The sequence below is a fragment of the Methylobacterium indicum genome (assembly GCF_017347565.1).
Classification (GTDB): Bacteria; Pseudomonadota; Alphaproteobacteria; order Rhizobiales; family Beijerinckiaceae; genus Methylobacterium; species Methylobacterium indicum.
In genome coordinates this window covers 2347883-2371359 of sequence record NZ_AP024145.1, presented here as the reverse complement: position 1 = coordinate 2371359, position 23477 = coordinate 2347883, and the positions used below count along the sequence as shown (strand labels likewise).

Annotated in this window: 30 protein-coding genes and 1 tRNA gene; 11 read left to right on the top strand and 20 right to left on the bottom strand. The window is 70.3% G+C overall.

The annotated features are described in order from the left end of the window. Window positions 1-94: 94 nt before the first annotated feature. The 3 genes from miv_RS11130 (at window position 95) to miv_RS11120 (ending at window position 2093) form a co-directional block, all read left to right on the top strand. Complete coding sequence (locus miv_RS11130; RefSeq protein ID WP_207182778.1) at window positions 95-880, top strand: sulfite exporter TauE/SafE family protein; 786 nt, start codon at window positions 95-97, stop codon at window positions 878-880. Between the two features lie 71 nt (window positions 881-951). After that, on the top strand, window positions 952-1164 hold the full coding sequence (locus miv_RS11125) for a YgaP family membrane protein (RefSeq protein ID WP_200601495.1): 213 nt from the start codon (window positions 952-954) through the stop codon (window positions 1162-1164). Between the two features lie 29 nt (window positions 1165-1193). After that, window positions 1194-2093 carry an MBL fold metallo-hydrolase gene (locus miv_RS11120; RefSeq protein WP_207182777.1) on the top strand — a complete coding sequence of 300 codons (900 nt, stop codon included), beginning with the start codon at window positions 1194-1196 and terminating at the stop codon, window positions 2091-2093. A gap of 404 nt (window positions 2094-2497) precedes the next feature. Here miv_RS11120 and miv_RS11115 read toward each other — a convergent pair whose 3' ends face one another. Together miv_RS11115 and miv_RS11110 are read right to left on the bottom strand one after the other, a co-directional pair. Next, window positions 2498-3046, bottom strand: a complete 549-nt coding sequence (locus miv_RS11115; RefSeq protein WP_207182775.1) for a hypothetical protein — start codon at window positions 3044-3046, stop codon at window positions 2498-2500. 254 nt (window positions 3047-3300) lie between these two features. Continuing rightward, on the bottom strand, window positions 3301-5322 hold the full coding sequence (locus tag miv_RS11110; RefSeq protein WP_207182774.1) for a bifunctional DNA primase/polymerase: 2022 nt from the start codon (window positions 5320-5322) through the stop codon (window positions 3301-3303). A 208-nt stretch (window positions 5323-5530) separates the two neighbouring features. Here miv_RS11110 and miv_RS11105 point away from each other — a divergent pair, with 208 nt between their 5' ends. The 8 genes from miv_RS11105 (at window position 5531) to miv_RS11070 (ending at window position 8697) form a co-directional block, all read left to right on the top strand. Further along, window positions 5531-5884, top strand: coding sequence for a hypothetical protein (locus tag miv_RS11105; protein WP_207182773.1), 354 nt, complete (start codon window positions 5531-5533; stop codon window positions 5882-5884). Window positions 5885-5960: 76 nt separating this feature from the next. After that, on the top strand, window positions 5961-6224 hold the full coding sequence (locus tag miv_RS11100; protein ID WP_207182772.1) for a hypothetical protein: 264 nt from the start codon (window positions 5961-5963) through the stop codon (window positions 6222-6224). After that, the gene (locus miv_RS11095) at window positions 6217-6423 is read left to right on the top strand and encodes a hypothetical protein (protein WP_207182771.1); all 207 of its coding nucleotides are present in this window, start codon (window positions 6217-6219) and stop codon (window positions 6421-6423) included. Before miv_RS11100 ends, miv_RS11095 begins: the two co-directional genes overlap by 8 nt. Next, on the top strand, window positions 6396-6752 hold the full coding sequence (locus tag miv_RS11090) for a C40 family peptidase (protein ID WP_207182770.1): 357 nt from the start codon (window positions 6396-6398) through the stop codon (window positions 6750-6752). The genes miv_RS11095 and miv_RS11090 overlap by 28 nt, the downstream gene beginning before the upstream one ends. Window positions 6753-7173: 421 nt before the next feature. Then, on the top strand, window positions 7174-7461 hold the full coding sequence (locus tag miv_RS11085) for a hypothetical protein (protein ID WP_207182768.1): 288 nt from the start codon (window positions 7174-7176) through the stop codon (window positions 7459-7461). A gap of 1 nt (window position 7462) precedes the next feature. Then, entirely contained in the window at window positions 7463-7906 is a 444-nt protein-coding gene (locus miv_RS11080) for a hypothetical protein (protein ID WP_207182766.1), read from the top strand. A gap of 190 nt (window positions 7907-8096) precedes the next feature. Next, window positions 8097-8270 (top strand): hypothetical protein, encoded by a 174-nt coding sequence (locus miv_RS11075; RefSeq protein WP_207182764.1) that lies wholly within the window; start codon window positions 8097-8099, stop codon window positions 8268-8270. Between the two features lie 166 nt (window positions 8271-8436). Next, window positions 8437-8697, top strand: coding sequence for a helix-turn-helix domain-containing protein (locus tag miv_RS11070; RefSeq protein WP_207182758.1), 261 nt, complete (start codon window positions 8437-8439; stop codon window positions 8695-8697). Here the strand turns inward: miv_RS11070 and miv_RS11065 are convergent. The 18 genes from miv_RS11065 to lhpI form a co-directional block, all read right to left on the bottom strand. Beyond that, window positions 8694-9059: a hypothetical protein gene (locus miv_RS11065; RefSeq protein ID WP_200646703.1), complete on the bottom strand. Its 366-nt coding sequence runs from the start codon at window positions 9057-9059 to the stop codon at window positions 8694-8696. The two genes, miv_RS11070 and miv_RS11065, sit on opposite strands and share 4 nt — an antisense overlap. A 2-nt stretch (window positions 9060-9061) precedes the next feature. Beyond that, window positions 9062-9883, bottom strand: coding sequence for a metallophosphoesterase (locus tag miv_RS11060; protein WP_244748945.1), 822 nt, complete (start codon window positions 9881-9883; stop codon window positions 9062-9064). A gap of 11 nt (window positions 9884-9894) precedes the next feature. Then, window positions 9895-10485: a hypothetical protein gene (locus tag miv_RS11055; RefSeq protein WP_207182757.1), complete on the bottom strand. Its 591-nt coding sequence runs from the start codon at window positions 10483-10485 to the stop codon at window positions 9895-9897. After that, a complete protein-coding gene (locus tag miv_RS11050) occupies window positions 10482-10706 on the bottom strand; it encodes a hypothetical protein (protein ID WP_207182756.1) in 225 nt (74 codons plus the stop codon). Before miv_RS11050 ends, miv_RS11055 begins: the two co-directional genes overlap by 4 nt. 11 nt (window positions 10707-10717) lie before the next feature. Next, entirely contained in the window at window positions 10718-12373 is a 1656-nt protein-coding gene (locus miv_RS11045) for an AAA family ATPase (RefSeq protein ID WP_207182755.1), read from the bottom strand. 238 nt (window positions 12374-12611) lie between these two features. Further along, on the bottom strand, window positions 12612-12824 hold the full coding sequence (locus tag miv_RS11040) for a hypothetical protein (protein ID WP_207182751.1): 213 nt from the start codon (window positions 12822-12824) through the stop codon (window positions 12612-12614). A gap of 70 nt (window positions 12825-12894) precedes the next feature. After that, window positions 12895-13428 (bottom strand): hypothetical protein, encoded by a 534-nt coding sequence (locus tag miv_RS11035; RefSeq protein ID WP_207182750.1) that lies wholly within the window; start codon window positions 13426-13428, stop codon window positions 12895-12897. Window position 13429: 1 nt separating this feature from the next. Continuing rightward, complete coding sequence (locus tag miv_RS11030; RefSeq protein WP_207182749.1) at window positions 13430-14098, bottom strand: IbrB-like domain-containing protein; 669 nt, start codon at window positions 14096-14098, stop codon at window positions 13430-13432. Further along, on the bottom strand, window positions 14098-15168 hold the full coding sequence (locus miv_RS11025; protein ID WP_207182747.1) for a phosphoadenosine phosphosulfate reductase domain-containing protein: 1071 nt from the start codon (window positions 15166-15168) through the stop codon (window positions 14098-14100). The genes miv_RS11030 and miv_RS11025 overlap by 1 nt, the downstream gene beginning before the upstream one ends. After that, on the bottom strand, window positions 15158-16210 hold the full coding sequence (locus tag miv_RS11020) for a hypothetical protein (protein WP_207182745.1): 1053 nt from the start codon (window positions 16208-16210) through the stop codon (window positions 15158-15160). Before miv_RS11020 ends, miv_RS11025 begins: the two co-directional genes overlap by 11 nt. A 1-nt stretch (window position 16211) precedes the next feature. After that, window positions 16212-16640 (bottom strand): GNAT family N-acetyltransferase, encoded by a 429-nt coding sequence (locus miv_RS11015; protein ID WP_207182743.1) that lies wholly within the window; start codon window positions 16638-16640, stop codon window positions 16212-16214. Between the two features lie 80 nt (window positions 16641-16720). Then, complete coding sequence (locus miv_RS11010) at window positions 16721-18139, bottom strand: helicase-related protein (RefSeq protein WP_207182741.1); 1419 nt, start codon at window positions 18137-18139, stop codon at window positions 16721-16723. Next, window positions 18117-19280 (bottom strand): hypothetical protein, encoded by a 1164-nt coding sequence (locus miv_RS11005; RefSeq protein ID WP_207182740.1) that lies wholly within the window; start codon window positions 19278-19280, stop codon window positions 18117-18119. The genes miv_RS11010 and miv_RS11005 overlap by 23 nt, the downstream gene beginning before the upstream one ends. 175 nt (window positions 19281-19455) lie before the next feature. Continuing rightward, complete coding sequence (locus miv_RS11000; protein WP_207182739.1) at window positions 19456-19989, bottom strand: hypothetical protein; 534 nt, start codon at window positions 19987-19989, stop codon at window positions 19456-19458. 299 nt (window positions 19990-20288) lie between these two features. Beyond that, window positions 20289-20365: transfer RNA gene (locus miv_RS10995), tRNA-Met, on the bottom strand. A gap of 123 nt (window positions 20366-20488) precedes the next feature. After that, complete coding sequence (gene trpB / locus miv_RS10990) at window positions 20489-21709, bottom strand: tryptophan synthase subunit beta (protein ID WP_058619995.1); 1221 nt, start codon at window positions 21707-21709, stop codon at window positions 20489-20491. Between the two features lie 52 nt (window positions 21710-21761). Further along, window positions 21762-22490 carry a phosphoribosylanthranilate isomerase gene (locus miv_RS10985; RefSeq protein ID WP_207182738.1) on the bottom strand — a complete coding sequence of 243 codons (729 nt, stop codon included), beginning with the start codon at window positions 22488-22490 and terminating at the stop codon, window positions 21762-21764. A 47-nt stretch (window positions 22491-22537) separates the two neighbouring features. Continuing rightward, window positions 22538-23476: a bifunctional Delta(1)-pyrroline-2-carboxylate/Delta(1)-piperideine-2-carboxylate reductase gene (gene lhpI / locus miv_RS10980; RefSeq protein WP_207182737.1), complete on the bottom strand. Its 939-nt coding sequence runs from the start codon at window positions 23474-23476 to the stop codon at window positions 22538-22540. Between the last annotated feature and the right edge of the window lies 1 nt (window position 23477).

Below are 23477 nucleotides of genomic sequence, written 5' to 3'. Positions count from 1 at the left end.
ATCAAGCCGGTTCGGCATCATTATATATAGTTTGCAATCTATATCCCGGATGCACGGCCGTGCCTGCGTCGGGCTTCGCGGAGGAGAGACGTCCATGAGCGCATTGCCTGCCCTCCTGTCCGGCTCAGGGGTCGGCTTCACCCTCGGCCTGATCGGCGGGGGCGGCTCGATCCTCGCGACGCCCCTCCTGCTCTACGCCGTCGGCGTCGCGCAGCCGCATCTCGCCATCGGCACCGGGGCGCTGGCGGTGGCCGCCAACGCCTTCCTGACGCTCGCGGGGCATGCCCGGGCCGGCAACGTGCGGTGGCGCTGCGCCCTGGTCTTCGCCCTTATCGGCATCCTTGGCGCCTTCATCGGCTCCTCGCTCGGCAAGGCGGTGGACGGGCAGCGCCTGCTGTTCCTGTTCGCGCTCCTGATGGTCGTCGTCGGCCTTCACATGCTGCGCGGCCGGCGCGGGACGGGCGGCACCGCCGAGCCGGTCGGATGCGGGCCGGTGCCGAGCCGCACGGTGGTCGGTGTCGCCTTTGGGGTCGGGATGCTGTCGGGCTTCTTCGGCATCGGCGGCGGCTTCCTGATCGTCCCGGGCCTGGTTTTCGCCACCGGCATGCCGCTCATCACCGCGGTCGGCACCTCGCTCTTCGCTGTGGGTGCGTTCGGCCTCGCCACGGCGCTCAACTACGCCCTGTCGGGAATGGTCGACTGGGTCGTCGCCGGGCAGTTCATCGCCGGGGGGCTGGTCGGGGGCTTTCTCGGCATGCGGCTCGCCAACCGGCTCGCCGGCTTCAAGGGCGCTCTCAACACGGTGTTCGCCACCGTCATCTTCGCGGTTGCCGGATACATGCTCTACCGCAACGCCGGCGCCTTCGCGGCGACGCCGTGACCGGGAACGCGGCCAGGCAGTCGGTGCCACGCCTGGTCGGGCTCCTCCCCGGCACCGTTCGGGAGACCATGATGAACGTCAATATCGGAACCCTGGACCGCATCCTCCGCCTAGTCGCCGGCCTCCTGCTCGCTGGGATCGGCGCAGCCATGGCCTCCGGCGGATGGGCGATCGCCGCCTTGGCCATCGGCGCCGTGATGATCCTGACCGCTGTCGTCGGGTTCTGTCCCGCCTATACGCTGCTCGGTATCGACACGCGCAGCCGCCGCCCTCGCGCCTCCTGATCAACGCCTCTCGCATTCGGAGACATGCCATGTCTGCCTCGACCCAGTCCGAGCCGATCATCCGCGCCTTCTTTGACGAGCCCACCAACACGGTGAGCTACATCGTCGCCGACCCCGAGACTCGGCAGGCCGCCTTCATCGATCCCGTGCTCGACTACGACCACAATAGCGGCAGCGTCGACACCCGCTCAGTCGAGGCGATGCTGAAAGCCGCCGACGAGGCCGGCTACACCGTGGTCTGGACGCTCGAGACCCACGCCCATGCCGATCACCTCTCGGGTTCCCCCTACGTGAAGGCGAAGACGGGTGCAAAAATCGGCATTGGCGAGCATATCCGTGAGGTCCAGAAGATATTCCGGCCGGTCTTCAACGCCGTCGACCTCAAGACCGACGGCAGCGACTTCGACCACCTCTTCGTCGATGGCGAGACCTTCGCGATCGGCAACCTCGCCGTCGAGGTGATGTACACGCCGGGCCATACTCCGGCCGACATCTGCTACCGGATCGACCACCACGTCTTCGTCGGCGACACCCTGTTCATGCCCGATTTCGGCACCGCCCGGGCGGACTTTCCCGGTGGCGACGTGCATGCGCTCTACCGTTCGATCCGTCGCCTGCTGTCGCTGCCGCCCAAGACGGTCCTTCACATGTGCCACGACTACAAGGCGCCCGGGCGGGACGCCTATGCCTGGGAGACGACGGTGGCCGCGCAACGGGCCGGCAATGTCCACGTCAAAGAGGGTGTGAGCGAGGAGGCGTTCACGGCGATGCGCACGGCACGCGACGCCACCCTGGCCGCGCCCCGGCTGCTGCTCCCCTCGATCCAGGTCAACATCCGGGCCGGCAAGTTCCCGCCCGCCGAGGCCAACGGCGTGCGCTACCTCACCATCCCCGTTACCTTAAGAGGTGGCGCAGGCATCGGCCTGTGATGGCGGAGGCCCCCTCGGGAAGAGCTTCGCAAATTACAGGATGCGAATGCCGCCACTTACGTTTCGCCGGGCCTATGGGCCCATGGCCGGGGGGGGCGGGCCCGGCGGCCGCCGCGGGCCGGACGGGCCGACGCAGGGCGGCAGGAAGGGCCGCGATCGCGGCCCCTGCGGGCGCGGTGGTGGTGGCGGGGCAGGCCCTGGGTGCCGTGATGGCCCCGCCCCGATCGAGGGGGCGGCCGCATGGCCGGGGTCGGGCGTCGCCTCGGCCGTCCACCACGTGCCCCGCTACATCACCTCCCCCGGGTTCGAGGTTGCCGCCCTGCGCTGGCTCACTCCCGTGGCACCGTGGCGTCGGCATCTGTTAGCCCGTCGAGGGTGCGGCCCGACCCGTCACGCGTTCTAGATCAAAGCCAGGGCGGAGAGCAGGGCCCACCAAGCGACCTGGAAGGCGATGTGGAGGGCCTGGTCCTGGCTGTAGGTCGGGAGGCCCGCGCACTTGGCGGCATCGATCCCGGCATGGGCGACGACCCCACCGGGGAGGTTTCCGTAAGCGTTGCGGTGATGCCCTGCGTCAGCAGGAGGTTGCGCCAGTTGGACACGAGGATCCGGTTCTGCGCCAGGCCAACGTCGCCGGGACGGCGGATCTGGGGACCGTCGCCCATCTCATATTTGAGGACGATGCTCTGGGACGGCTTCGTGTGGAAGTCGGCAGAGACCACGTCGCCAATTCTGGTCAAGGCGCGGGTGTAGCCGAAGGCCCGCGACATCCATGGCGTCGGGTTCGAGAAGGCTCGGTCGATCCCCGAGGTCGCATCCACGGAAGCGCTCTTGGCGACCTCGGAGGCAGTCCAAGCGCAGGCGCGGCGGTAGCGGTCGAGGGACGCCTCGGAGATGAACGCGTCCTGCCAGGCGGCCACGGCGTCGCACACGTCGGTGAGGAGGTCGATGCTCATGGGGCGACGGTAGGACCCGTTCCGTCACCCCTTCCAGGCCACGGGGTCATGAACGAGAGAGAGGCCCGCACCGGTTCGCCGGGGCGGGCTCCTGAACCGCGGGCGTGTCCCGGTCAGCCCTACGGCACCCCGGAAAAACGGAGGGCCCCGAGATCGCTCTCGGAGCCCTACAACGTGTGGTGCACGTGTCCTCGGCCCTTCGCCAGGTGACAGTATTCTAGGACACCCGCCCGCCCGTCACAAGGGCGATTGGGTCACCAGCCCTGCTTCATGCGGCGATACTGGTTTTCCGAGGTCGAGGCGGAAAGGAAGGCGGCGGCCGGCGAGTAGGCAGGAGGACGGCGCCGCTTGACCGGAGGGGAGTAACAGTCGGGCACCTTCACGTCCTCGCAACCGCCGAAGGGGATGACGAGACGGCCCCAGAACTTGTCCTCAAGGATCGTCACCCCGACCCCCGGGGAGAACTCGATGGAGGTCGAGATCGACGAGTTCCGACGGATGCGGGGCGTAGGGAACGGGATCACGCGGTCCTCGGCCGGTGGGGTCGGGGTCTGAGCCACGGCCCGATCCGGGGTCTGAGCCGGGGGCGGGGCTTCGCCCCCGATAAAGCGTCCCGAAGACCGAACTGCCGGGATAGCGGACTTCCGGGGGGCGACGGCGGGTGCCGGGGTCTCGACGGCGGCCTCAGCCGCCGCCGCCTTCATCGCCTCGATCGCCCACGTCCGCCCGCGCCCGGTGGAGGCCTGGATCGCCGCCACCGCCTCGGCGAGGCTCTTCCCCTCGGCCCTCAGCGCGAGGCCCTGGCGACCGGCCGCGAGCTTCGCATCGGCTCGATCCGAGCGCGGCACCGCGCCGTCGCGAGCCCTCTTGGCCGCCTTGCGCTCGACCGCGGTCAGCGCGACGGCCTTGCCGGGGCGGAGGATCCTCAGGCCAGCCGCGTTCGCCTCGGCCTCGGTCACGCCGAGGATGTCGGCCATCCGGGATCCGCTGTAGTGATAGAGCGGGTTCCAGGCGCGATCGCCGTGCTCGATGGTCTCACCGGCCTCGTGGCGCTTCTGGCGACGGCCGAGCGTCCCAAGGCAGTCGAGGGCCTCGACTGTGGTCAGGCCGGCCAGCGGTGCGAGCAGCTCAGCCCACGTCTCGGGCGAGCCACCCTTGGCCTGGGCGTACGCGTTGGCGGTCAGGAACGTCCAAGCGTGCCGCTGCCCGATGGCGATCCGTCCGCGGTGCTCACGCAGGCGGAGGAGCTCGCCGAGCCGCGTCTCCCACGAGGCGATCTTGCCGGCATAGGCACGGGCCGCGGGCGGCTTGTTCGAATTCGCAGGGGCCGGCATCGAGGCCTTCTCAGCCAACCTCGCACGGAATGCGGCCCCGGTGAGCGGCAGGACCGCGTCGGCGAGCGCGTCGAGCCGGCAGCGCTGGATGTCCTCGATTGCGGACGGCCACGCCCTCCTGCACAGGGTGCCCGACTTCGGGTTCACGGATCCCCAGATCCGGAGAATGCGGGTCGCGTCCTGCGTCCCACGATCCAGGCCTGCGTCGCGGAAGGTCCGCCACATCGGAGCGAGGCGGGCCTCCTGCGCGTCGCGGTCGGGATCGGCGCGGCGGCGGGCGGGCACCGAGCCATCGGCGTTCAGCGTCGGGCCGTAGAGCGCGTCGAGGATCTTGCGCAGCTTCGGCGCGGCACGCCCAGGCAGGGCCTCGCAAATCCACACGGCATGAAGGCCGCGGCCCGAGGCGGTCCAATACGAGGGAGCCGGCAGACCCGCCGCCGCGATCGCCGCGGCGAGGAGGACGCGCAGGTCCTCGATCGGCAGGTCACGGTAGGGCAGCGCCTGCCCGCGTGCGTCCTCGGCGTAGGGATCGAACTCCAGCCAGACGTGACCCACGGCGGCGAGGAGCGAGCCCGACCGGTGGCGCATGAAGCGGTTCATCGACGCGAACTGCATGCCCTGGAGCTCGGCTCGGCCGAGGGCATGCCGGCAGTCGTAGGAGGCCTCTCGGTACGCGCCGCCCTGCTTGGTCGCCAAGACGAACACGCCGTCTCTGCCGCGCGGGTGAAGCAGAGCGATGTGCTCTCGCATCTCGCCGAGGTCCGCGACGGGACCGGCGGGCAGCGCGGCGAGGCGTGCCCTGAGCGTCGGATCGTCGAGGAAGGCAGGGCGGACTGCGGGCATGGACCTGGCGTGAAACTGAAGGGACATCCGCGGGCACCACACCGCGAATACCCACAGGTTACCCCCGACCTTGGCCAACTCCAAATGGCCCAGCCCCACGGCTGCCCTCCATGGGGCCTGCGCTACGGTGACGCTATCCCCGAGGTGTCGCGGGCCCGGCCCCTGAGGCCTCGGGAGCGTGCGAATCGGTACGCGCGCGCGAGGGCGACCGTGCCCCTGACGGCGAGGGGAACGACTGCGACCCGCATGCCTCCCCAAATCAGTCGACCCGCCTGAGGCTCTCCTGACCACCACAGGAGATCCCGCCGTGTCCGCAGTCCCCGCCGTCAAGCCGGCCTCGCCCCCGCCGCCCTGCTGCGAGCACGACCACTCGGACGGCGTGAGGGCCAAGGTGACCCTGCATGCGATCCGCAGGTACGGCGACAGGATCCTCGGACTGGAGGAGACCCTCGAAGGCCTGGACGACGCCGAGGCGGTGGACGCCATGGTGGGGATGCGCCTCGACGTCCCGGCGATCCGCGAGTGGCTCTCCTTCTATGGGGGCGTGGGCAAGCGGCATGGGGCCGTAGGCGTCTGCCGGGACGGCGTCGGGCTGGTTCTGCAGGGCGGCCGGGTCGTCACGGTCATCTCGAAGCGCGGGGAGCGCCGCCACCGCGCGTGACCTGGAACGCGTGACGGGCGACGCGGGAGGCTCCGAGCGTCCGGCCGCGTGAGGCGGCCCTGCCCGCAGGCCTCCCGTGTACCGCGCCACCGCCACCTTCCGCGAGCTTCACGACGACGGCTTCATTGCCGCCGTGGCGATCGATCCGCCCGCCGAGCCTACCCTGACCGTACGCCTGTCCGACGGCTCGACCCGGCAGTGCCCGGCAACCGGCCAGCGCTTCGCCGCCCTGCTCGCCGAGCTCAAGGCGCAGCAGGACGCCATCCCGCTGCCCGCGGTCACGGGGCGATCCCTCATCGTCGACGAGCTCGACACCACGAAGGCCGCTCCCAATGGGTAAGCTCCCCGCCGCCTACGCCTGGCTCGCCGCCGAGACCGCCCCGCGCGTCCTCGTCGAGGCCCTCGCCCTGTTCGAGACCAAGGAGACGCCCGGCGCCGCCTCCAACCCCGCGATCCTCGCCTGGGCGAAGGAGGTTGGCGTCGGCCGCGACTACGTGAATGACGGCATCGCATGGTGCGGGCTGTTTTCGCCACGGTGACGAAGCGCGCCGGCTTCGATCCGGTCGCCAACCCATTGTGGGCCCGCAACTGGGGCTCCTGGGGTCAGAAGGCCGACAAGCCGAGCCTCGGCGACATCCTCGTGTTCGAGCGCGCCGGCGGCGGCGGCCATAACGGCCTGTACGTCGGCGAGGACGCCACCGCCTACCACGTGCTCGGGGGCAACCAGAGCGACCAGGTCTCCATCACGCGGATCCTGAAGTCCCGCTGCCTCGCGGTCCGCCGCTGCCCTTGGAAGCTCGCCCAACCCGCCAACGTCTGCCCGGTCCGGCTCGCCGCCGGCGGCGCCCTCTCGACGAACGAGGCCTGAGCCGTGACCGAGCTCCTCGGCCTCTTGGGATCCGGGCTCGGTCCCGCCGGCATCGTCGCCGCCCTCGTGGCCGCGACCGTCGCTGCGTGGGTCTACCTCGGGAAGGCCGGGGCGCTCGCCGTCGGGCTCGGGGGGCTGCTCATCGTCGCCTACGTCGCCGGATCGCACAGGCGACCGCCGCGGCGGACCTCACGACCGCGAGGGCGGCCGCCGCACGCGCCACGGCCGCCCTCGCCGAGGAGCGCCGGCAGGTCCTCGCAGCCGCCGGGATCGCCGCGGCCGACGCCAGCCGCGCGCAGGCCGCGGAGGATCAGGCCGCGGAGGCCGCCTCGCGGATCCGGGACCTGGAAACCGCGCTCGCGGCCAACCCGGCCGGCGACTGCGCCACGGCCGACGACGCCCGCCGGCTCAGGGGGCTGTGATGCGCATCGCCGCCGCCCTCTCGATCGCAGTCCTCGGCATCGCCCTCGGCGGGTGCCCGAGGGAGGCCCCCGACCTCGCCGCCCTGCCGGCGATCCCCCAGCCGCCCGCGGATCTCGCCGCGTGCTTCGCCCGCACCTTCCCGGAGATACTGGACCGCGCCTTCGGTCGCGCCGAGGCCGTCCGGATCATCGCCAACGCCAAGCACCTCGATCGCGCCAAGACAGCTTGCGGCGAGCGTGCCCTCACATGGATCGACGGCGTCCGCGCCGCCTACGGGAGACACTGACGTGGACGCCGTTCTCACCACCCTCATGGGCGACGCGAAGCCGATCGGCCTCGTCGCCATGCTCGTCGCCGGGCTCGTCTTCGCCTACCCCTGGATCCGGAAGAGCTTCCGCGAGATCTCGGACGCCGAGGCCATCCGGGTCGCCTCCGACGCCTTGCGGAAGGAGCTCGGCGAGCTCCTCGACAAGGAGCAGGCCAAGGTCGCGACCCTCACCGCAAGCCTGGACGAGGCCTCGACCCAGGTCCGCGCTCTGCGGGACGAGAATGGGGGGCTCAAGGCCGACATCGCCTCCCTGCGCCGTGAGGTCCGCGCCATGCTGCGGATGTGCACCTCGATGCGGTCCGCGATGCAGAGGGCGGTCGACACCGGCGACTGCAGCCCCCTGCGCCTCTGGCTGGAGCTCAACCCGGCCGAGGAGCAGGTCGACGCGCGGCCGGCAGCGTGAGCCCCGAGCTCATCGCCTTGCTGGCCGTCGCGGCCTGCCTCGCCCCGCCCACCGAGCCTGCCCGCCCGGACCCCGCGCTGGGGGCCGCGATCGCGGCCCTTCTGGGTGCGCCCGTCCCGGCAGGACCGACCCGAGCCGACGTCGCCGCGGCGATCGCGGCCGTCACACCTCATCACCGGAGATCCCGCCCGTGACCGTCACGCTGGCCGCCTGGTGCCTGCCGCTCGCCGCGAGCCTCATCCTGTTCGCCTGGGCGCTCCTCACGCCGGCCAGCGGGACGTGGGATTTCGCGCCCGTGTTCCGGCTCGCCGGAGCCGTCGTCGGGTCGCTCGTGGCCTGGCTCGTGTGGGCGCTCCTTCGGTGACCCCGGAGGTCCAGGCCGTCCTCTCGGCCGCGGCCCGGGCTCGGACGGCCGATCCCGAGCCCCGGCTCGACGGGATCTGACCTCGCAGCGGGGCCGGATCCACGCCGGCCCCGCCCCTGCATCGAAACGATACCGAAGCCGCGTTCGATTGCATCAAGCGGAAAACATGAGCAATTCCAACGGCGGCCCCAGGATGCCATCCCCCGAGGCCGAGGCGATCGCCTCCCTTGGGCAGGCGATGTACGGCTCAAGGTGGCAGGCCGAGCTCGCGGCCGACATTGGGGAGAACGTCCGCACGGTCCGGTTCTGGCTCGCCGGCGAGCGCACCCCGCCGGCGATCGCCCTGAAGCGCACCAGGCTCGCGGCGCAGCGGCAGGTCGCCCGGATCCAGCGCGTCCTAGCCCAGCAGGAGCCCCCGGCGGCCTAGCGGACCTGGCGGATGAGGACGGCCCTGCCGTTCGCCGGGCATCCCTGCAGCCAAATCTGGAGGTAGGGCGAGAGGCCACGCGTCGCGAGGACGAACCGGCCGGGCACGGCGACGTCATCGGCTCGCCCTTCGACGAAGCCGACCTCGGCCGGCGCGGTCCCCCGGTACGTGAAGAGCTCGTCCGGCTTGCGCGGATCCGACGTGTCGAGGCAGCTGAGGCTCCATCGCACGCCGCCGGTCCCGGGCTCCCAGCGGAGCCACGCCTTCCGCCCCTGCCCGTCGTCCAGGGATGTGACGAAGGCGGCCGCGGCGGGGACGGACGCCCCGATGAGGAGGGCGGCCGCGAGGATGGTGCTGCGCATCGTCAGAGCTCCAGTATCAGGCCAGGGTCGAAGGCGGGGTTCTCCAGCTCCTGGACCCAGACCCCATCCCGGCGCCGGTGGGAGGTGTCGTGACCCCTCGGGTTCGCGATGATCCTCGTCCGGCCAACTGTGTAGTCGACGCTCCGGTGGATGTGGCCGTGTATCCACAGGTCCGGCGCATGCGGTCCTTCGAGTATATCGGTCAAATCCGAAGCATAGGCGGCATCGATCATCTCGCGAACCTCCCCGTGCAACAACGACCGCGGATGCGGGGCGTGGTGGGTGACGACGATGCGGGGCCCGTCCCACGGCTCCGCCAGGGCGCGCTCGATCCGCCCCCGGTGCTGCAGGTGGAGCGCCTCGGCCGCGAGCGGCCTGAAGGGCGCGGGAGTCCCCCGGGCATCGCGGCCCTGGATCAGCCGATGGTCCCGCATACCGCCTTGGCGATCCCCTGCAGTAGAGAGCGCCATGGATCGGTTGCCGGTGATCCGGTAGTCAGTCCACAGGGTCGCACCGATGACCTGGATGCCCTCGAAGCTGACGGCCTGCCCGCAGTCGAGCATGCGAATACCCGCGATGATCGAGGCTTCACGCGCGGCTGCGATCTCGTCGGGGAGCCTAGTCCTCCAGAAATCGTGGTTGCCCGGGACGTAGACCGTGCCCCGGGCGCGAGGGACGACGTTTTCGGCGAGCCACGGGATCGCCCGTCGGCACAGGCCGTCGGCGACGTCGCCGGCGACGAGCGCGAGGTCGCAGGTCAGCCCCGCCGGGGGCGTCCAGGGGGACGCGTCGACGTGGAGGTCAGACAAGATCCAGATCCGCATGCCCACCTCCCTCAGATCGCTGCGCCCGTGCACTTCAGGCACCGGGACCGCATCCAGCCCCTGATCTCGATGATCTCTCCAGGCGCTCCGCATTTCTCGCAGATGAAACCTGACAGAAAGTCAACGCAATCGATGTGTTCTTCAATGTCGGACGAGAATTCGCTCGTCGAGATCTGCCACCTAAGCGTGCCGTACTTCTCCTTGATCTCGTGCGTGGTGATCTTCACGCCGCCCGAGAACTGCGTCAGGTAGTCGGCCGCGCCCGCGAGAAGCCATGACCACCCGGGGCCGACGGCCGGGAGCCCGGAGACCAGGTCGGGGTAGCCGCGGTGCAGCCGCATCGCCCAATCGACCGGGCAGAGCGGCATCCCGGTGCTCCAGCGCAGCGCCAGCGTCCGCGCGAGGATGTTGAGGACCGTGCTCGCGCGGGGATGGTAGAAGCCGTCGTTGTCCTGGGTCTTGACGTCCAAGGCGCGCGACGACGTCCACTCGATCATGGGGCCCAAGCCAGTTGGGGAGATCCTCTCGATCTGGATAGTCTTGGCGAAGCGGTTCTCGCTCAGGGCGCGGCCCGCGATGCTGTAGAACTCGTCATCGATCACAGGTCGTCTCCCACAGGAAGAGGCAAGAAGCAGAGGGCCAGCGCCTCCGCCTCGCGGGCCATCTGAAGGGCCTCCACCGGCGACAGGCGCCCGGCGGCGGCGAGGCGACCGATGCGGACGACCCTGGCCCGGCAGCCCCGGCCGACGAGCGCGCAGACCCGGCCGGCCTCCCACGTGGCCTGGATCCTGGCTGCGATCGCATCAAGAGTGTCGCGCTCCATCGAGGCCTCCATCAGTGCCGGGGGGCCAGGCGGTCGCGCCCGGCGACCAGGGTCTCCACGAGCCTCCTGAGAGGGCGGAGGCTCCCGCCCTTCCAGTGCCGCGCCAGGAGGGCGAGCTCGTCCTCGTCGAGGTCCGGCACCCACGCCTCGTCCAGGCCCCGTTCGGCGCGGATCTCGGCGACGAGGTTCGCCGCCACGATCGGCAGGTGCTCCGGCCGGGGGGACGGGACTTCAAGGATCCTCAGGCGGTCCCGGAGGGGGCCCGGGACGCCATCCAGAGTATTCGCGGTGACGATGAAGCTCACGGCCGACAGGTTCACGTTGGCCTCGATGAACGTGTCGAAGATCTGCCTGGCGCTCTCCCGCTCCAGGAACGGCAGCAAGGCGTCTTGGAGCGAGCCGTTCCTGCGGTCAGGCGACGACTTCTCGATCTCGTCGATCCCGACGACGAAATTCGCGACGCCCTCTGCCAGTGCGGTCTGGAGCGGGATTGACCCCCTGCCGGTCGACCATTGCCTGGACGTGGACCCGAACGAACCGTCGGCCGCCCCGGCGGCGTTGTAGACGCGCAGCGCCAGGCCGAGGCCCTGCGCGACCGCGCGGATCGCCGCCGTCTTGCCGGTGCCGGGGCGGCTGACGAACGCGGTCGGCCGGATCCGGGCGTACGGCGCGCCGACGAGGTCCTGCGCCAGCACCTCGAACACGGGCCGCAGCCAGGGGGCCCGGGCCGCGCCAGCCTCCGCGAACGCGTGCGGGTCGGGCGCCGGGAGGAGCGGCAGCGGCTTGTTCTCGATCCGCTCGAACTCGGCGCGCGGGCTGTCCCGCCGGTCCCGCGTCGACTTGGCCGGCTCGGGCAGGTGCGCGAGCGATGGGACAACGACGAGCCCCGGCGCCGGCCGGGAAGCCAGGGCCGACGGCCGCGCAGCGTCGAGGATCGCCCCGAGCGTCGGCAGGTCCTCGTCCAGGCCCGGGAGGTCACCCGCCCGCGCCATGTCGCTTGCCGACGCCCCGGCGCCCCCGCGCAGGATCGCGTCCTCGTCGGAGATCATCTCCTCCGCCTTCGCGATTGCTGCGAACGATCTCGCGAAAGTCATCGCTTGCAGGTCGAATGCTGTCAGCCTGTCAAACAACGGCCTTGGCTTGTACTTGACGTCCGAAAGGTCTTCCTGCGCGTCACTCGCCCACAGCAGAGCTGCCCTCAGCGCGAGCCAACCTCGCCCGACGTCGGAGCCGCGCAGGTACGTCCAAGCGACGTCCAGGCTTCGGGCCGAGATGCGAGCCGCAGCCTCGGCCGATCCGAGGGCCGCGGCGTGGTACGGCAGCAGCCTGGCGGCTTCGAAGAGCGCCGTGGGCAGCCCGTCGGGCAAGCCCTCTCGGTTGCAGGCCGCGAGCAGCGCCCGCTCGGCCCGGGTCGCGGTGGCCGCGCTCGGCTTCGTGATCGCCGCCTGCAGGGCGTGCTTGCACTCGCCCGGCAGCCCGTCGCGTCGGGCCAGCGGTCGCAGGACGGCGTCCATGTCCACCATGGCGTCCCACTGCATGTGCTCGCCCCCGAACACGCGATTGATCGCGGCGAGGGGCGCTCTCGGCTCTCGGGGGCCGGCGACGAGGACGGGGTTGAGGATCAGCGCGCGGATCTCCGCGGCCGCCTTGTAGGCAGTGCTCGACATCGGGGGCACTCTCTGAAACGGGGACGCAGCGAGGCGCGCCGAGCGGGTGGCTCAGGCGGCGGCGGTCGGTTTCCGTTTCAGCGAGGCAAGCATCGGCGGGGGCTTTCCCGTTCGAGTGGACGCCCAACCTGCCGGCGATCGGGCGCCCCGGCAAGCGGCCTCTCTCCGACTGGTGAACTTTTCCCTGGCCGGATTGCCGATTTTCGGAAACAGAATAAGACACTTGGGCGGATCTGTCTTAATCCGTTTCCGAAATCCCTGGACCCTCCTGGCGATCCCTCTCGACGAGGTCCTCCCCGGGGCCGGGCGGCTGCCCCTCCAATTCGTCTATCGAGGCGTCCAGGCGACCTCGCTCGGCGAGGAGCTCCTCCAGCCGGGCGTCCAACTCGGCGAGCGACTTCCGCATTCGCCTGAGCGTTCCCTGCCGGACCTGCTCCCTCAGCTCGCTCATGCCGCCCTCCGTGAGGGAGGCATCCTCGGGCCGGCCGGGGCCCGGGGCAAGCCCGGGCGGGTGCGGATGGCTAAGGCTTCTCGTCCCGTATCCCGATTTCGCGATCGTAATCCCCGTAGAACACCTCGACCGCGTTCTCGATATACCGCTTGACGACCTGCTTGTCCTTGAACTTTGCCGCATATCGCGAGACCGCGATCAGAGCTTCCGCGAGCTCCTCGCCGTCGTCCGCGCTTGAAACGTAGGCGATGATCGCGAGGACCCGGGGCGGCAGGAGGGCCTTCGCGACCCTGTCCCGCTGGACGGTGCGGCGGTTGAGCGCGAAGATCTCCCCGATCGACGAGTTCCAGGAGTGCCCCCACAGGCGTTCGCAGGCGTCCTCCATCGCCTGGAAGATCGCGGGCCCGACCTCCTCCCTGTCTAGGGGCGTCGCCTTGTCCCCGTCCACCATGAAGGCGCCTCGCCGGTCGTCGAGGGCGAGGGCGTGCCAGTCGTCGTCCTCGTCCCTCCTCACGATCCCGATCGGCATGAGGCCCATGCCCTCCCAGTCCCGGTCGCCGTCCGGGAACGCGAAGTTGTCCTGGTGCATCATCCTGGCCTCCATCTCACGCGTCCTCGTCGGCGAGGGCGAGCGAGGGATCCGCGGCCTCGCCTTCGACGGCGACCCACGAGCGCGAGAACGGCTGGTTCGCGAACAGCGCCGCGATGCCGGTTTGCGCCTTGAGCCGGATGAGCTCGTCCGCCGTCAGCCCGAGCTGGCGGGCGATGGCCTGATCAGATTGGCCGAGGTTGACGAGCTTCACCACCATCTCGCTCATGAGATCCACCTGATGCTTGCCGCGGGCGCGGTTGTGACGGACGGTCGAGGCCATGCGCGCCGCTAGCGGCTTGTCGATCCCTACGACCGGCAGATACCCATGGACGCGCTCGCGCACATCCGCCTTCTCCTTGCCGACCCGGTGCCGGTGGAAGCCGTCGACGACGACGGCAGCCTCGCCGGCGAGGAACGTGACGATCGGCTGCGTGTAGCCGTCCTCTTTGATCGAGCGGTGCAGCAGCGCCATCTCAGGCGAGGCGACCTTGTTGGGGTTGTACTCGTTCGCCGTCACCCGGTCGTTCGGGATCCACGTCACGAGGTCCACCGGCTCGGACCGGAACGGGGAAACCTCGTGCAGCGCCCGGCGGGCGGCGTTGAGGGCCTCGATCTTCTCGGCCAGCGGGAGCGCCGAGATCTCGGCGGCGAGGGCGGCGGAAAGGGTTTCGATGCGGGTCATCACAGGAGTTCCATCCACTTGGCGAGCGAGGCCCGCGGATCCTTCACGGTGGTGTCGATGGTCAGGTTGCCCTCGTGGTCGTTGAGGAGGAGCGCCCGGCACTGCGAGCGCGCCACGTTCTCCGCCTCGGGCTGCCGAGCGAAGCGGGTACGGAACTTCCCTACGTCGACCGGCAAGGTGCCGAGGAGGAATTCGCGATAGGCGCGCCAGGTCTTGTAGGCCTTGGGCCGCGTGAGGGTCTGGTAGACCGATTGCTCCCCGGCGTAGAGCGCGGCCGCGTGGACACCGGCGATGCGGCGCTGCAGGGCCTCGAACGTGTCGTGCTCGAACTCCTGGAGGGTCGAGAGGCTGTGGAAGGCCTGCTCGTGGATCAGGTTCGAGACACGCATCTCCTGGATGCCGTGCCCCTTGGCCCACATCCAGTCGTATGCCCGGTTGTAGGGGACGCCGAACTTGCCGAGGTAGGTCCAGATGTCCTCGAACGTGAAGTCGTAGAGCGGATAAAGCTTCACGGCCGCGCCCTTGGTCCGGCTTGACCACGGCACGCCGGGGACCGCCTCGTGCTTCGTGACGGCGCGGTACCGGTTGAGCGCCTCCTCGGCCCGCAGGCCGACGAGGAAGCAGGTGTCGGCGCCGCACTGCGCCTCGATCCACTCGAAGAAGGCGTGGAACCGGTCGGGCGCGCCGGGAGCCTCGTGGATCGCGTCCGCCTCCTTCGGGCGCATCCACTCCGCGCCGGGCTCCCACGCGTGCAGCCAGGCCTCCTCGAAGGACGTGGCGTTGGTCATCTTCAGGGGCACCTGGTACCAGGCCGGCAGGACCCCCGGCAGGCCCATGATGTGGCGGACGTGCTCGATGGTGGCGGCATACTCCGCCTCCTGATCGAGGAAGAAGGCGGTCACGTTCGTGCCCCGGCGCAGGGCCTCACGGCGGGCGGCGTCGAGCAGCACGGTGCTATCCTTGCCGCCCGAGATCGAGACGACGACCGTCGGGTAGGTGTCGAAGATCCAGGCCATGCGCTCTTCGAGGGCGGCGTCGACCGTCTTGGGGAGGTACATCTTACGCGGCATGGCGGACCTCCAGCAGGGCGGCGGTGAGGGCGGAGATGGCGCCGGTCTCCCGGCCCCACCGGTCGTGGAGGAAGGCGTCGACGCGGGTGTCGCCCCGCACGTCGGTGACCGTCGCGTCCCGGCGCATCGCCGCCTTGACGTCGAGCGCGAGGTAGCTCTTCACGATTGGCGCCTCGGCGTAGACGAGATGGTCGAACCCGCCGAGGTCGTCGCGCTCGACCGCAAGGGAGAACGAGGTCGCGACCGCGTCGCGAGCTCCGGCCTTCGCCAGGGCCTTGCCGAGACGATCGGCATAGGAGCCCAGGTTCGTCAGCACCAGTGCCCGGCCCGGCAGGCCACGGACGTGGGAGACGACGGCGCCCGTGCGCGACTTGAAGGCGTGGGCGTGGTCGGCGAGCCGGGTGACGATCTTCGTCGGGTTCGTGTGCTCGGCGAACAGCGCCGCCTTCCGCTCAGCGTAGCCGGCGTGCTCCCCGGCGTCGGACACCACGTCCAGGGCTGACCGAGAAGCCAGCAGGGCCGAGCCGTCGCAGGTCGTCACCGGCGCGATCTTGCGGGCGACGACAGCCGGGTCGTGCGCCGACACCGTCTCGCCGTCAGGCCCCTGCTCCAGGTTGTTCTCCCGAAACGCATACCAGTGCGCGTAGCCGAGGATCCCGCGGTCGAGGTAGCTGTAGGGCGTGTAGACGAACTCCATGCCAAGGGTCAGCGGGACGACGTCCACGAGGCACCGGTGGCCGCAGAGCTTCGACAGCCTCTGCAGGTTCACGAACTTGCCCGAGGAGATCTTCGGGTAGCGGGCGACGCCTTCCATCACGAGGGCAGTGTCCGGGCCCGCCATGCTGTTGAGGGTCAGCCAGGTGTCCCGGTCCTCCAGGCGCTCGAACGGGACGACGAGGGCGCGGGGCGCGATCCACGTGGCCCGGGCGGCGTAGGCCTCCGGGCAGACATAGGCGACCTGGCGGGCGCCGCAGGCAGCCAGGAATCCCTCGACGGCCCGGCGCCGGGAGGCGGCGTCGGGGGAGATGTGGGCGCTGACCATCTCAGGCGACTTTCGGGAGCTTGCGCTCCAGGACGACGTAGGAGCCGCGCTTGGCGACCTGCTTCAGCCCCTTGTCGGCGTAGAGCCCGGCCGAGGCGGGGGCGCAGACCACGCGGATGACGCGGGCCAGGGAGACCATGTCGAGGCGCTTCTCGACGAGGGCCTCGGCGATGCCGCGGGAGCGGAACTCCGGGATCACGAACAGCGAGCAGAGCTCGGACACGCCGTTGCGGTGCGGGATGATGCCGGCGAACCCGACGACGCGGCCGGCCTCGTCCCTTGCCAGGAGCCACACCTTGCTCGGCAAATCCTTCAGGTACGGGAGCTCGCGGCGCACGGCCCCGTCCATGAAGAACGGGCCGATGTCGGCATAGAAGTCTCGCGTGCGCCCGGCAGGGGCGACGACCTCGATTGCGATCGATTTCGACATGACGGTCTCCAGCAGAGCGGCCCATGCCTGCCCCTGCATGTCTACTAATGTGGGACATCGACCGGCTTCCGTCAAGGGAGCTAGAGCGTCATGACGAGCTCCCGGATGCGATTGCGCATGCCCTTCCGCTTGCATGCGTCAAGCTCATCCCGGAATGCGGTGAGGGTGGCGCCCTTGCTCTCCACGGCGGAGATGATCCGGCGATCGATACCACAGTCAACTGCGACGTCGAGGTACGTACAGGGGCGATTTTGTCCTATCCGGTGGATGCGATCCTCCGCCTGCGCCCTCTCCGAATACTTGAAGCTGGTGCTGTAGAAGATGGCGTGACTGGCCTCGACGAGCGTCAAGCCGTGTCCTCCGGATTGCTGAGTGGCGACAAGAAAGCGCGCCTCCCGGCGCCAGGCATCGATCTCACGGTTGCGCGCCCGCTCGTCGAGGCCCCCGTGGAACTCCCGGCACGAATCGGTGCCGTATGAATCCCGGATCGCGCGCGCGAGGTCGCCGAGGCCCTGCCGGTACTTCGTCCAGACGACGACCTTCTCGCCCTCCGGGATCCGCTCGATGGCATCGATCAAGCCGTCGATGCGGCGGTGCGGGACAGGGCACCCGCCGGCGAAGCCGCAGGCGATCGCTTGGAGGCGCGAGAACAGCCGGAAGATTGCGATGTGCGGACTATCGTACAGCCCCTCGTCGGCGAGGACCTCCTCCTTGGCGGTCCGCGCCGCCTCCATCTGCTCCAGCGTCTGCGGGACCCAGCGTTGCTCGTAGAGCTTTCCCGGCAGGTCCAGGCACTCGTCCTTACGGATCTGGTAGACGTAGGGCGCGATTTTGGCGGCGAGGTAGCCGGTGTTGTGGGAGCGAATGATCCTTCCTGTGACCCGGCCCGTCTTGCGGTCGGTATCGTATTCGAGGTGGTTGTTGGCGAAGGACCAGAACGAGTTGTATCCGAGGATCTTTGGGCTGAGAAACGACATCTGCGCGTAGAGATCGACGACGCCCTGCGTGAATGGCGTGCCGGTCAGCACCGCGCGGTACCGAGCCCGGCGCGACATGTCCGTGATCCGCCGGGTCCGCGTCGAGTGCGGCCCCTTGATGAATGTGCTCTCGTCCACCGCGACGAACGTTCGCTCGTCGAGGAGGGCGTCTAAGGCGGAGACCACGCGCACGCTCGATGACAGGCTCTCGATGCCGACGACGTACCAGGGCCTGTCGAGCGGGATGGTCTCCGCGTCGGTCTTGTCGTCGAACACGTACACGTCGTCCTCGCCGCATGTCGTGTGCTTGAGGATCTCTTTCCGCACGGTCTCCTTGATCGAGACCGGGCAGAACCAGACCACCCGGTCGATCTTGGCCCGCCGCCGCGCGGCGAGCTCGATGAGGCACCGGGATTTCCCAGTGCCCATCTCCGCGAAGAGGCCCCCCACACGGGAGGGCAGGAGCTTCGCGACGGCGTCCGCCTGGTGCGGCAGGAGCTCAGTCGTGGTCGACCAGGGCATCGTGCAGGCTCACGACCTCGGGAGCGGCGAGGTGGGCGGGGGCGCTTCCCCGGCGCGTCGTCTCGGCCTTCCGGCTGGCCTTGGCGTCGACGACGAGACCTCGCTCGCGCCGCTCCAGTACCTCGGCCGCCCTGGCCTCGGCCCCTGTCGTGAGGCGGAAGCCGTGCGCCTCGGCGAAGTCGAGGACCTCGTCGCGGGACGTCGCCGGGACCGTGCACGCCTTGCCCCTGTACGACGCGCCCTTCAGACCCCGGAACTCGCGGTAGAAATCCTCGCCGCGCCCCCACGTCAGCCGGAACCGGCCCTTGTGCTCGCCATCGGTGACGAGGCTGACCCAGCGGCGGTGCTCGGGCTCGTAGGACCGGTCGATCGCCTTGGCGCGGGCCTCGGGGTCGTGGAGCGCAACGACGATCCCCGCCGCCACAAGCTCGTGTGCCGTCTCGGCGAGGCGGTCGATGGCCGCCCCCATCATCGCCGGCTGGTACGTGCGGCACCAGCAGCGGGCCGCCGGGTCCCAGCGATAGCCGAGGTCCTTCACGAGGGCGTTGAACGCCTCGGACCGCTCATCGTAGCTCGCCTTGATCAGGCCGTCCCGGAACGAGAGCTCGGCGATCGTCTCCGACACCGGGACGGCCGGGCGGAGCGTCGCCTCCGTCATGGCCTCGTGCTCGGCCGCCGCCTCCGCCTTGCCCTCCGGAGACAGGGCACGGTCCTCCGCAGCGATGCGCTCGACGACGGCGCGCAGCCGCGCGTCCATCGCGTCTTCCCGCCCGTCGATCCAGAACCGTGCGTCTGTCTCGGCCCGCATCGCATCGATGGCGCGATCGACCGCCGGTTTGCCGACGTCGCGGATGAGGACCGCCATGGCGACGGCGTCGGCGTTGTAGCCGAAGGCGTCGCCAACCAGGGACCGGATCCATCGCGCGCTCTGCACGAGCTGATCGATCCGACGGAGCGTCGAGTTCCGAAGCCCATTCGCCCAAGCGACCTGCTTCTCGGTGCCCTCAAGCGCGGGCAGCCCGGCCGCCGCCGCGGAGGCGGCCGTCTCGCGATTGTCGCATTCGCGGCAGGTCCAGCCGCGCTCGACCAGTTTTTTCGCCCGGTAGTCGGCGTCCCGGCGGTTGTTGCCTTGCACGTCCATCTCGCCCGCGCACCCTTCGGTCGCGCAGCTGATCGTCGTCCTCGCCATTTCAGGTCTGCCCTTGGGAACCCCGGTGGCCCATGCCGACCGGAATTGACGGCCCCCATCGAGGCGCCCCACGGAGGCGCCTCGATGGGGGCCGGGGCGCACGCGCCCCGACCGGATCGGTCGTCGTTTAGGAGCGGGCGAACCCGGCGACGTAGCGGCGCAGCGCCATGGGGGCCGGGCGGTCCCGCACGATCTCGCGCTCGTACCAGTCCCAGTCCCTCAGCGCGTCGTCTTCGAGGTAGACGCCACGCGCGAGGCAGTTGCAGATCCAGGATAGACGCTGCGGGGAGATGCCGGCGGCACGCAGGCGCCCGAGGTTCTCCCGGCGCTCGGCCTCCTCGCGCTCGTCTCTGGCGACGCCGACGGCGGCGAGCCTGGCGCGGAACGCCCTGGTGTCAACGAGGTGCGCCTGGTGCTGCGCCGTCGTCTGCCGGAGGGCGTGAAGCACCCGTCCGATAGAGTAGGTTCCGTCGAGCTCGCCCTGGGCGCAGTCGACGACCTTGACGCGGATCGTCGGGCGACCCGACTGGTCGCGCCCCGCGTATTCGGCCAGGCTCACCCTGACGTCGCCGCGCATCTCCTGGATCGCCAGGGCGACCTCATCGTCGGTCACCGTCTCGGCGCGTTTGTCCGCCAGCAAAAATACTGTGCCGCTCATCATGGCAGTCGGTCTCCCCGGTACGGAGCGGCCCATGCCGCCTCTCGTGTCCGATTAAGTGAGGCACCGCCGCCCTACCTTCAAGGGGCGAAATGCAGCGTGGTTAACGTGGCGAGCCAGGGCTTGGCTCTGTCAACGCGGGATGAGAGCCTGGCCTCTCACGCCCGCCCGAGCGTCGAATTCGGGCGGCGCGGACGGCAAGCGTGCAGAAAAGTCCGCCCGAGTTCCGCCCGAACAGCAAAAAGCCCCGGACGGGAAGTCCAGGGCCTCGGCTCTAAGTGCCTGTTCAGGCAGAAGGATTTTGGTAGCGGAGGAGGGATTTGAACCCCCGACACAAGGATTATGATTCCTCTGCTCTGACCAACTGAGCTACTCCGCCCCGCTGCGGCCGGTCCGTGTGCGCCGCTGCGATGGCCGCGGTATAGGGGGAGGCCGGCGGGGCTGTCAAGGAACCGTCGCAGGCCTTTTTGCGCCGCGCCATCCTGGGCGCGGCGCGCGGGGATCAGAGGGTGTCGCCCAGGATCTCGGCGACCTGGGGGATGTCCTTGTCGCCGCGGCCCGAGAGGTTGACGACCATCAGGTGGTCGCGCGGCAGGCTCGGGGCGAGCTCGGCGACCTTGGCCAGCGCGTGGGCGGGCTCGAGGGCCGGGATGATGCCCTCCATCAGCGAGCAGAGCCGGAAGGCCTCCAGGGTCTCGGTATCGGTCGCCGACAGGTAGGTGACGCGGCCCATCTCGTGCAGCCAGGCATGCTCGGGGCCGATGCCCGGATAGTCGAGGCCGGCGGAGATCGAGTGGGCGTCGGCGATCTGGCCGTCGCCGTCCATCAGCAGGTAGGTGCGGTTGCCGTGCAGCACGCCGGGCTTGCCGCCGGTGAGGGACGCCGCATGCAGGCCGCTCGAGACGCCGTGGCCGGCCGCCTCGACGCCGTAGATCGCGACCTCGCGGTCGTCGAGGAAGGGGTGGAACAGCCCCATCGCGTTCGAGCCGCCGCCGATGCAGGCGACGAGCGAATCCGGCAGCCGGCCTTCCATCTCCAGCATCTGCGCCTTGGTCTCGGTGCCGATGATCGACTGGAAGTCGCGCACCATCGCCGGGTAGGGATGCGGCCCCGCCACCGTGCCGATGCAGTAGAAGGTGTCGGCGACGTTGGTGACCCAGTCGCGCAGGGCCTCGTTCATCGCGTCCTTGAGGGTGCGGGTACCGGATTCGACCGGCACCACCTCGGCGCCGAGCATCTTCATCCGGAAGACGTTCGGCTTCTGCCGCTCGACGTCGACCGCGCCCATGTAGACGACGCATTTGAGGCCGAAGCGGGCGCAGAGGGTCGCGGTGGCGACGCCGTGCTGGCCCGCTCCCGTCTCGGCGATGATCCGCGGCTTGCCCATGCGCCGGGCGAGCATGATCTGGCCCAGGACGTTGTTCACCTTGTGCGAGCCGGTGTGATTCAGCTCCTCGCGCTTGAAGTAGATCTTGGCGCCGCCGAGGTGCTGGGACAGGCGCTCCGCGTAATAGAGCGGGCTCGGCCGACCAACGTAATGGGTGAGGTAGCCGTTCATTTCGGCCTGGAAGGCCGGGTCGGCCTTGGCGGCGGCGTAGGCCTGCTCAAGGGCGAGGATGTTCGGCATCAGGGTCTCGGCCACGAAACGGCCGCCGAAGATGCCGAAGCGGCCGCGCTCGTCGGGGCCGGTGCGGAACGAGTTCGGATTCTGGGGAGCGGTCACGGCGGGAGCTCTGCCTCTGGACGGGATCGTGAAAAAAATGTGTCGGCGGGGCTTACGCCCTTCGCGCCGCAGGGGCAATTTCCGGCGCGGTCGCACCCCCGACGGCACGGGCGGCGGACCCGTCCGCGCCTGCGACGGCTCTGGCGGCCGCCACGAAGGCGGCGATGCGCTCCGGGTCCTTGCGGCCGGGCGCGGTCTCGACCCCCGACGACACGTCGACCGCCTGGGCGGCCGTCATTGCCACGGCGTCGGCCACCGTCTCGGGCGTCAGGCCGCCCGACAGCATGAACGGGTCGGTCCGGCCGGCCCCGGCGAGCAGCGACCAGTCGAAGGCGTGGCCGTTGCCCCCGGGCAGGACCGCGCCGGGCGCCGGCTTGGCGTCGAAGAGCAGCCGGTCGGCGACGCTGCGGTAGGGGGCGGCGCGGGCGAGATCGTCGGCGGTGGCGATGCCGAGCGCCTTCATCACCGGCAACCCGGTCCGGGCGCGCAACTCCGCCACCCGCTCCGGGGGTTCGCTGCCGTGGAGCTGGAGCCAGTCGGGGCGGAACGCCGCCACCACCGCCGCGACGAGGGCGTCGTCGGGATCGACCAGCAGCACCACCCGCTCTGTCCGGCCGAGGGCCTGGCGCGACAGGGCGGCGCCGTGGTCGAGGTCGACGTGGCGCGGGCTCCTGGGAAAATGGACGAGGCCGATCTGGTCGGCCCCGGCCGCGATGGCGGCCTCGAGCGTCTCGGGCGTGCCGAGACCACAGATCTTGACGAGGAAGGGTGCGGGCGACATGGGCCGTTTATAGGGCGTCGGATGCCGGACCGCACGGGTTTCGCGGCTCAAGCCGACGGCGTCAGGCTCTCCCAGACCGCGATGGCCGCAGCCAGATCCTCGATCGCGGCCCCGACCGACTTGAACACCGTGATCTCGTCCGGTCCCTGCCGCCCGGGCGCCTCGCCCCGGCACAGTGAGGCGAGGTCGCCCGTCACCGCCTCGGGCGTCAGCGCGCCGGCGGCGATCGCCACCGCCACGTCGCCGCCCTTCTTGAGGGCGTCGGGCGTGTCGACGTAGAGCGGCCCGCGCCGCAGGGCGGCGTCGTCGGCCTCGCGCATCGCCGGCGTGAAGGCGCCGACGAGGTCGAGATGGGTGCCCGGCCGCAGCCAGTCGCCCCGCACCAGCGGTTCGGTCGACAAGGTGGCGCAGGAGACGAGATCCGCCTCCCCCACCGCGGATGCCAGGTCGGTCACCGGCTCGGCGTCGAACCCCTCGGCGGCGAGCGTCGCGGCGAGCTGCGCCGCGCCCTCCGGCCGGCGGTTCCAGATTGCGACGTGGCGGATCGGCCGTGCGGCGGCATGTGCCCGCACCAGGAACGGCGCGAGGGCACCCGCCCCCACCATCACCATCCGGGCCGCGTCGGGTCGGGCGAGGTGGCGGGCGGCCAGCGCAGAGGCGGCGGCGGTGCGCCACAGGGTCAGGCGGGCGCCGTCGAGGAGGGCGAGCGGCCGGCCGTCGCGGCCGCCGCAGAGCAGGACCCCGCCCTGGATCGTGTCGAGGCCGTTCGCACGGTTGCCCGGGAACAGGGTCAGGATCTTGATGCCGACATAATCGAGCGTCCAGGCCGGCATCAGCAGCAGCGAGGCGCCGTCGGGGGCGGTCTCGATCGCGTGATGGTGGCGCGTCGGCACCGTGGCGCCGGCCCGGAAGGCGGCGGCGAGGGCATCGGCCAGGCGGGCGTGGTCGAGCGCCGCGTCGATCTCGCCCTCGCCGATCCACCGCATG